Source organism: Protofrankia symbiont of Coriaria myrtifolia (genome assembly GCF_900634755.1).
GTDB lineage: Bacteria > Actinomycetota > Actinomycetes > Frankiales > Frankiaceae > Protofrankia > Protofrankia coriariae.
This window is the reverse complement of record NZ_CAAAFS010000323.1, coordinates 1-8,534: the sequence shown is the minus strand read 5'-3', so window position 1 is coordinate 8,534 and position 8,534 is coordinate 1. Positions and strand designations below refer to the sequence as shown.

Genomic DNA, 8,534 nt, shown 5'->3' with positions numbered 1-8,534 from the left:
ACAGGGGGTGGCCCGGCGGCCGTTCGAGTACCAGATGCTGTACGGGGTCCGCCCCGGAGAGCAGCGGCGCCTCGCCGAAGCCGGTGAGACGGTACGGGTCTATGTTCCATGCGGGCGCGAGTGGTACGGCTATCTGATGCGGCGGCTGGCCGAACGCCCGGCCAACCTGCTGTTCTTCGCACGCGCGTTGCGCTCCACCTCGTGAGCGCGACGGGTGGGCGGAGGCGAGTGCCGACACCGCGGCGGTGACGGACAGGAGCAGTTGCGGTGGCTGACAGTTTGACAACGGACAGTCACAGCGACAGGCGGTTGCGGCGGCGGACGGTGACGATAGCGGACGGTGGGGGAGCGGCGCGGGAATCGGTGGCAGCCACGCGTGGGTCAGTTACGTGCAGGTTGGTTACGCCAGGGCCGGTCGCGTACGGGTCGGACCGGGGAGAGCCGGATTGACAGGAGCCAGGTTGACAGGAGAGTCAGGTTGACGAAGATGCTCTGCCTGGGGTCGGGGATGCTCCGCCAACAGGAGGGATGTTCATGACGATCGCGATCCTCGGCGCCGGCAGGCTCGGCGAGGCGCTGCTGTCGGGGATGCTGCGCTCCGGGCACGATCCCGCGGATCTGTTCGTGACGGCGCGCCGGCCGGAGCGCGCCAGGGAACTGTCCGCCCGCCACGGGGTCGAAGCGGTCTCCAACCCGGCCGCGCCCACCCGGGCGGACGTGCTGATACTCACGGTCAAACCGCAGGACATGACCGCGCTGGTCGGCGAGATCGCCGGTGTCGTCACACCGGATCATCTGGTGATCTCGGTGGCGGCCGGTGTCACCACCGCGTTCCTGGAGCACCGGCTCGCCGCCGGCACGCCGGTGGTGCGGGTGATGACGAACACCCCCGTGCTGGTGGACGAGGCCATGTCGGCGATCTCGGCCGGTGCCCATGCCGGCGAGGAGCATCTGCGCCGCACCGAGAAGCTGCTGGCGCCGGTCGGCAAGGTCGTCCGGGTGCCGGAGGCGCAGCAGGACGCCGTGACGGCCCTCTCCGGCAGCGGCCCGGCCTATTTCTTCTACCTGGTCGAATCCATGATCGACGCGGGTATCCTGCTGGGGATTCCGCGGGGGGTCGCGGCGCAGTTGCTGGTGCAGACCGCGGTGGGGGCGGCTGTGATGCTGCGCGACTCCGGCGAGCATCCGGTGCTGCTGCGGGAGGCGGTGACCTCCCCGGGCGGCACGACGATCACCGCTATCCGGGAGCTGGAGAAGCACGGCGTCCGAGCGGCCCTGCTGGCCGCGATCGAAGCGGCCCGTGACCGTTCCCGGGAACTGGCCAGCCCCGCCTGACCGAACCCCGCCCGAACGCGAAAACCCCGCCAGGGCGCCAGGGGCGTCGTCGAACGGAGCCGTGACGTGGAAGACGCAGGGTGTGCGGGGGGTGAAACCACGTCATCGCTCCGTTCGCGTACTCGTCCGTCCGCGGGGGAGGCGGTGGCCGTGCCACGTCGTCCGGTGGAGCGGGTAGGCTCGGCCGGTAGTTCGTTCGGCTTTCCTTCCAACAGATCGGTCGGGTTCGTGGGTTCGGTTATCAAGAAGCGTCGCAAGCGCATGGCCAAGAAGAAGCATCGCAAGCTCCTCAAGCGGACCCGCGTTCAACGGCGCAACAAGAAGTAGCTAAACGATTACTTCGAGTTTCTTCCGTTGCCGGCTTGTCATGAAGCAGGCCGGTTCGTCCGGATATCGGACGGTAGACGGTGACGGTGAATGCCGGGCGCGGGAGGCCGGACGCATCGCAACGGGCTCGCCGTAGCCGGATGCCGGCTGCGCCGTGTCCGCTGGACGCTGGTCGGCCAGGGCGGTGATCCGGGCGGTATCCCGTGTGCTGTAAGCGCAACCGGGTCTCCGCCCGTGGGTCTCCGTCCGAGGCTTCCCGCCCGGCGCGACTGGCGGTCCGCACCGTCGTCATGCGACGGCACGGGTCCCCGGTCGCGCCGCGTGAGGTGTCGGCGATTCCGCTGTCGGCGATGACCCTGCTACGCCTTGGTCGCGTCGCAGGGGGTTCGGCTGTCCTGTCTCGCGGAGAGCCTTCTGGATCATCATCCGGATCGGCCGCCGGCATCCACCAGGCATCCATCGGGTGCGCTCTGGTTGTCGTTGCCGGCGGGTCTTTCGGTGACATCGTCGGTACCATCCGTTTCCGTACTGACGTTCAGCGCTTTCCCGTTGCTACCTTTTGCGTTCGGTTGCCTACCTGGCGTTCTGTGTTCGGTTGTGCGGTCGGTGTTCCCGGCCCGGCAGCGCCGCCAGGCCGAGTGATGTCACTGGATGTGACCTGCGAATCGTTGTCGGGCGAGACCGACGGAATCGTTACCGGATGAACCCGCGGTGACGCCTCGAGTTATGCTGCCCCGGCAATGTCGACGTTGGTGAACGTCGACCAATAGGACGCAACGCCATGTACTCCACGATGTTTCTGGCGTGACAACGCCAGGGCGTAGCATGGGCTCGGGTATCGGGGCAGGGGGCGACGAGAAATGCGACCACGCTGCGTGCTGGTGACCGGTGTTTCCCGGCCGCTCGGCGCACAGGTGGCGAGTGTCTTCGCGGCCGATCCGGAGATCGAGAATGTGATCGGGGTCGATACCGTGCCGCCCCGCGACGATCTCGGCCGGACCCAGTTCGTACGCGCGGACATCCGTAATCCGCTGATCGCGAAAGTAATCAGTGCCGCCGCTGTCGACACCGTCCTTCATCTGAATGTGATCGCCACTCCGCTCGGAGCCGGTGGCCGGGCCGCGATGAAGGAAATCAACGTCATCGGCACCATGCAGCTCCTCGCCGCCTGCCAGAAGGCGCCGAGCGTCACAAAGGTGATCGTCAAGTCCACCACGACGATTTACGGATCATCACCCTCCGATCCGGCGCTGTTCACCGAGGAGATGGAGCCGCGCAGTCTGCCCCGCGGCGGTTACAGCAAGGACGCCCTGGAGGTCGAGGGATACGTCCGGGGTTTCAGCCGCCGGCGGCCCGATGTCACCGTCAGCGTGCTGCGATTCACCAATGTCATCGGCCCCGGTATCGACAGTCCGCTGACCCGGTACCTCGAGCTGCCGGTCGTCCCGACGGTGCTCGGTTTTGATCCGCGCCTCCAGCTCCTGCACAGCGAGGACGCGCTCGCCGTGCTCATGCAGGCCGCCGTCGAGGACCATCCGGGCACGTTCAACGTCGCCGGGGACGGCGTTCTCCTGCTCTCCCAGGCCGTGCGGCGAGCCGGGCGCGTGCCCCTGCCGGTGCCGTCCCCGGCCGTGGTCACGTTGGGAAACCTGGTCCGCAGATCCCGGCTGCTGGACTTCTCCGCCGAACAGCTCGGCTTCCTCGCGCACGGGCGCGCGGTCGACACCACCCGGTTGAAACACGTATTCAACTACATCCCGCGGTTCACGACGCTGCAGACCTTCGACGACTTCGTACGGGACCGTCCGATGCGTTTCGCGATCGACCATGACGCCGTGGTCCGGCTGGAGCGGACCCTGTTGGACGTGCTCGCGCGTCGCAGGCTGGTCGGGACGTCATGACCAGCCTGATCAGGACCTCACGACCGTCGTCACCGCCTTTGGGCGGCTTCCGCGGTGGGCAGGGAGAAGGGCGTGCGGAAGACGGACCGGAGCTGGACGGGAGACAGATGAGATGAACCCGGTCATGACAGTGACCATCATGCGATATCCCCCGTACGGTCCGGCCCGGCAGACGTGGGCCGTGGGTTGGCAGGCCGCTGGATAGCGGCGTTCGACCGGCGAGCGGGCTGTCGGGGACGTGGGCCGGGCAGGTGGTTGTCCCACCAGTACCGGCCGACCGAGGAGCGCGCGGCCGCACCAGCGGCCACACAGGCGTCGCGATCAGGTGCCGCGCACCCGCGGGTCCCGAAAAAGCCGGGGAGCCCGAGGCCCACCCGGGGAATCCAGAACACCCTGGCAGCTCACACAGAGTATCAGGGCAAGTCCGGTGAAAAGGTGGTCACGGATGTGAGTGAGGCGCGCATCATCCCGCTGGGCAGTAAGGACGCCCGCATCCGGGCGAGCGGTGGCGCGACGGAACGCCGTTCCCGGTCGCAGGGCCCGACAGAGGGCGCTCACGACGACTCGGCCGCCGTGAGCGGCACCGACGCCGGTGGGCCGGTCGGCGGCGGGCGTGCCGCCGACCGGCGGGCCGAGGGCTCCGGCCCGGACCCGCGCCGGAGCGACCCGCCCACGTCAGCGACGGCGGTACCAACGGAGACGCGGACGGCCGCGGAGCGTTCCGGCGGCCAGCGGTGGGGTGACGCCGGTCCCCCGAGCGGCCGGGACTCGGCGCGCCGGGCCCCCGCCCGTCCGGACAGCGCCCGTCCGGACAGCGCCGGCGTGACAGGCCCCGGCGGGGCCGGCGCGCGGGGCCCGGCGGTTTCCAGGGAGTCCCGGGCATCCTGGGAATCCCCGGGGCCCGGGGAGTTCCTCACCCCGGAGGCCGGCGATACGTGGGCCTCGAAGGAGCGGGCGGGTGTTTTCGGTCTGAACGCTCCCGCCGACGATGACGTCGGCGCCGGGCCGGCGTCCGTGTTGCCGTCCGAGCCGTTGGCCAACGCGGGCAGCCTGGAACGGGCGCTCGCGGGTTTTCTCGCGTTCCTGCGGCGCCGGATCACCGGCGACTACGTGGTCGACGAGCACGGTTTTGACCCGGACCTGACCGAGAACGTCATCGCGCCGCTGCTGCGTCCGGTCTACCAGAACTACTTTCGGGTCGAGACGCGCGGTCTGGAGAACGTTCCGGACACCGGTGGCGCGCTGATCGTGGCCAACCACTCCGGTACCCTGCCGCTGGACGCGATCATGACCTCGCTGGCGATAATGGACCATCATCCAGCCCACCGGCACCTGCGGATACTCGCCGCGGACCTGGTGTTCTCCGTGCCGTTCCTCGCACCGCTGGCGCGCAAGACCGGTAACACCCTCGCCTGCCAGGCCGATGCCGAACGGCTGCTTGCCGGTGGCCATCTGGTGGGGGTCTGGCCGGAAGGTTTCAAGGGGATCGGCAAGCCGTTCAGCGAACGCTACAAGCTGCAGCGTTTCGGCCGCGGAGGTTTTGTCTCGGCCGCCCTGCGCACGGGCGTCCCCATCATTCCGTGCACGATTGTCGGGGCCGAGGAGATCTACCCGATGATCGGAAACTTCCGGACGTTCGCCCGACTGCTCGGGCTGCCCTATCTGCCGGTCACCCCGACATTTCCGTGGCTGGGGCTCCTCGGCCTGGTACCGCTGCCGTCGAAATGGTTCATCGAGTTCGGCGAACCGGTGGAGACGGAATCGCCGAACCCGGCGGCGGCCGAGGACCCCATGCTGGTGTTCGAGCTCACGGACCGCATCCGGGAGACGATTCAGCATTCCCTCTACGGACTGCTGATGCAACGTCGGTCGGTATTCTTCTGATCTGTGACGACCATGGACGGGCGGCGGATGAGCTGGTGGCGCGCAAGGTCGCGGCGGACCTGGGTGGGCCGCGGCCTCACCGCTGGCTATCTACTGTCGGTGACCGCCGCGGTCGCGGTCCTGGTCGTCATAGGCGATCTTTTTCTGGCGGTGTGGCTGGCCGTCATCGAGGTGGCCTCGGTGCTGTCGATCGTCTGGGTGACGCGGCGGGCCGAGCCGTCGCCGGAGCAGGCCCGACGCACCACCCGGCTGGGCACACCGAACGATCCCGGCATGCCCAGCGGCCGCCGGTAGGCGTCCCCGGTCTCCGGTCTCGGTGTGGCCCGGCCGTCCAGAAGGTGGCAGGCCGTCCGGCGGTCAGCTGGTCGCGCCGATGTAGCGGCGTCGCAGCGCCATACCGGCCGCCACCCCGCCGGCGAGCGCGCCCATCCCGGCCGCTGTCGGCACACCGATCCGGGCTGCCTTCCTGGCGGTGCGGAAGTCTTTGATCGGCCAGTCCCGCTCCCGGGCGACGGCCTTGAGATCGGGATCAGGATTGATCGCGACGGGGTGGCCGACCAGCGACAGCATGGGCAGGTCGTTGATCGAGTCGGAGAAGGCCCAGCATCGGGAAAGATCCAGTTGTTCGCGTTCGGCGAGCGCGCGCACCGCGGCGGCCTTGGCCGGGCCGTGCAGCGGCTCCCCGACGAGATGGCCCGTGTAACGTCCGTCCACGACCTCGCTGACCGTTCCGAGCGCGCCGGTGAGCCCGAGCCGCCGGGCGATGACCGAGGCGAGTTCCACCGGGGTGGCCGTGACGAGCCACACCCGCTGCCCGGCGTCGAGATGTTGCTCGGCCAGGGCCCGGGCGCCGGAGTAGATCCGTTCCGCCATCCGTTCGTCGTAGATCTCCTCGCCGAAGCGGACGATCTCGGCGACCTCGCGGCCGGCGACGAACGCGAGCGCGGCCTCCTTGACGTCGCGTATCCCGTCGGTGTTCTCCTGCCCCAGGACCCGGTAGGTGACGTGCTGCCAGCCGAACCGCAGCAGGTCGCGGGACTGGAAGAAGTCGCGCGCGGCCAGTCCGCGCGCGAAGTAGAAGATCGACGCCCCCATCATCATGGTGTTGTCCACGTCGAAGAAGGCCGCCGCGGTCGGGTCCGGCGGCGCCTTGGCCGTCTGGTCGGCGGCCACCTTCAGGGCAGCGGCGGCGGCGGCTTCGGCATCCGCCGCGCGGGCCTTGTCGTCCGCCGACCGTTGCGGGCGTGGTCGAAACCGCATCATGATCTCCTGGGCGTGGGCGGCGCGGGGAGGGAGCGTGCTGTCACGGTGACCCGCGAGTTGCCACCGTTGTCACGGTGACCTGGGAGCTGCCACCGTGCTGCCACGGTGACCTGGGAAGAAGCGTTGACGTGCGAAGCGTACGGTGCGAACGGTTCGCGGCGGCGTACCAGCGCATCCACCCGGCGCATCCACGGTTCGCGAGCGCCCGGACGCCCACCGCCCGCGGTGGCACCGGAAGCCTACCCGCCACCGGGCGTACGGTTAGCGTCCAGCGGGCCACCGCCCGTGGCGGTACCGGGATGTCCGCTGCCCGCGGCGCGGCGCCAGCCGCGACGAGTCCCGCCGGCTGCGCTGGCCATGGCGAGGGATGTGCCGGCTGCGCCGGCTCTGTGGCGAGTTGGCGCCGGCCGCGGTGCGCTGTGGGTGGTTCAGGCCGGGTTCTCCTGGAGCCGCCGGGCCAGCGAGCGTACGGCCCGGTACTGGAGAGCCTTGATCGCGCCCTCGTTCTTGCCCATCGCCAGCGCGGTCTCCCGGACGGAGAGCCCTTCGACGAAGCGCAGCACCACGCATTCCTGCTGGTCGGGGCTGAGCGTGCGGACGGCGTCCATGAGAGCCCGGCCGGTGATGATGGCCAGCACCGACTCCTCCGGCCCGGACACGACGTGATCCCGCCCCGCCGAGAGGATGTCGTCGGTGGGGAACTCCAGCTGGGCCTGCCGGGACTTCCGGGAGTCGATGATCAGGTTTCGGGCGATGGTGATGAACCAGGCGCCGATGTCACGTCCCTGCCAGGTGAAGGTCCTGATGCCGCGCAGCGCGCGCAGGAAGGTCTCGCTGACGATGTCCTCGGCCGCCGTCCAACTGCCGATCCGGTAGTAGACGTAGCGGAAGACCATCTCCATGTAGAGGTCGTAGAGTTCCCCGAACGCCTCGCCGTCGCCCTGCTGGGCGTTGCGCACCAGGGCCGCGAGCGCGGCGTCGGGTCGGTGGGCGTTCGACGGCGACTCGTCGGGCACGGGCGTCCCGTGGTCGACCAGGCCGTCGGGGGAGGCGGACTGGGTCGTCTGCCGGCCGGGCGAGGCCCCTCCCGCCGAATGGGCCATGGGGGGGCCGACCGGCGTGGTCGCACGGAGTACGAGCATGATGCGGGCCAGTTCGGCGCGTAGCGCCGCGAAACAGGTGGGATCGGCACGCGGCACCACGACCCGGGCGGAGCCGGCGCGCGGCGCCGCCCAGCCGCGGAGATCGAGAGCCGGTTGCGCCCACGGCGGGTTCACGTCGATGATCGGTCCGCGGTGCCGCGGGCGACGACGGACATCGGGCCGGGCCTCGGGCCGTCCACCGGGTAGGGGACCTCGCTTCCGCGCCCCCGCGACGTTCGGGAAAGGGCGGACGGCATACTGGCTCCAAAGATCGAGGAGGCCCGGCGGGGCGTGGCGTGGCCCGCTCGAGAGCCGGGATCCTCCGGTGGGTGTCGGATCAGGTCGGACGAAACCGACGGCGACGCGGCCGCTTTCTGCTCCTCTCGGGTCAGGGGCGTCGTCAAGGGCGTCAAGGTGTGTCAACGGCCAGAGACGGCCTGGTCAGCAACCCGGGGATCGGAGACCAGGGGACCGCGCGGCGATCCGACGAGCGCCCCTCCCGCGCGACCGGAGTCATCGAGTCGTCCGGGGACCTGGATCTGCCGCATCTCCCGGATCCGACAGGAACTCCGCGCGCGGGAAGAACATGATCGCGCTACCTTTGATCCTCCGGAACCCTTTGGAAAGTTGAGTGTAGCCAACGACCTGCCGGCGGGCATGGGGAGTGAGGCGAAGATGCACT

Annotated in this window: 8 protein-coding genes; 6 read left to right on the top strand and 2 right to left on the bottom strand. The window is 69.6% G+C overall.

The features are described 5' to 3' along the window. From CM1CMNOD_RS19005 to CM1CMNOD_RS18980, 6 genes are all read left to right on the top strand, one after another. The coding region (locus CM1CMNOD_RS19005) for a proline dehydrogenase family protein (protein ID WP_207387507.1) at nt 1–205 on the top strand (205 nt) is incomplete at its 5' end. Nucleotides 206–528: 323 nt separating this feature from the next. Next, the gene (gene proC, locus CM1CMNOD_RS19000; protein WP_043604083.1) at nt 529–1,335 is read left to right on the top strand and encodes a pyrroline-5-carboxylate reductase; all 807 of its coding nucleotides are present in this window, start codon (nt 529–531) and stop codon (nt 1,333–1,335) included. 228 nt (nt 1,336–1,563) lie between these two features. Beyond that, nucleotides 1,564–1,662, top strand: coding sequence for a 30S ribosomal protein bS22 (locus CM1CMNOD_RS18995; RefSeq protein ID WP_003948845.1), 99 nt, complete (start codon nt 1,564–1,566; stop codon nt 1,660–1,662). A gap of 860 nt (nt 1,663–2,522) precedes the next feature. Continuing rightward, nucleotides 2,523–3,563, top strand: a complete 1,041-nt coding sequence (locus CM1CMNOD_RS18990) for an NAD-dependent epimerase/dehydratase family protein (protein WP_013875205.1) — start codon at nt 2,523–2,525, stop codon at nt 3,561–3,563. Nucleotides 3,564–4,010: 447 nt separating this feature from the next. Further along, nucleotides 4,011–5,447: a lysophospholipid acyltransferase family protein gene (locus CM1CMNOD_RS24530; protein WP_013875203.1), complete on the top strand. Its 1,437-nt coding sequence runs from the start codon at nt 4,011–4,013 to the stop codon at nt 5,445–5,447. A 27-nt stretch (nt 5,448–5,474) separates the two neighbouring features. Then, a complete protein-coding gene (locus tag CM1CMNOD_RS18980; RefSeq protein ID WP_013875202.1) occupies nt 5,475–5,741 on the top strand; it encodes a hypothetical protein in 267 nt (88 codons plus the stop codon). Between the two features lie 63 nt (nt 5,742–5,804). On the opposite strand, the gene CM1CMNOD_RS18975 is transcribed toward CM1CMNOD_RS18980, so the two are convergent. Then, a complete protein-coding gene (locus CM1CMNOD_RS18975) occupies nt 5,805–6,707 on the bottom strand; it encodes an HAD family hydrolase (protein WP_013875201.1) in 903 nt (300 codons plus the stop codon). 431 nt (nt 6,708–7,138) lie between these two features. After that, nucleotides 7,139–7,987, bottom strand: coding sequence for a sigma-70 family RNA polymerase sigma factor (locus tag CM1CMNOD_RS18970; RefSeq protein ID WP_013875200.1), 849 nt, complete (start codon nt 7,985–7,987; stop codon nt 7,139–7,141). Nucleotides 7,988–8,534: the final 547 nt, after the last annotated feature.

Bases quoted from the DNA above. Each gene is read 5' to 3' on its own strand.
- proC (WP_043604083.1), top strand. From the start codon at position 529: ATGTTCATGACGATCGCGATCCTCGGCGCCGGCAGGCTCGGCGAGGCG.
- CM1CMNOD_RS18990 (WP_013875205.1), top strand. From the start codon at position 2,523: ATGCGACCACGCTGCGTGCTGGTGACCGGTGTTTCCCGGCCGCTCGGC.
- CM1CMNOD_RS18980 (WP_013875202.1), top strand. From the start codon at position 5,475: ATGAGCTGGTGGCGCGCAAGGTCGCGGCGGACCTGGGTGGGCCGCGGC.
- CM1CMNOD_RS18975 (WP_013875201.1), bottom strand. From the start codon at position 6,707: ATGCGGTTTCGACCACGCCCGCAACGGTCGGCGGACGACAAGGCCCGC.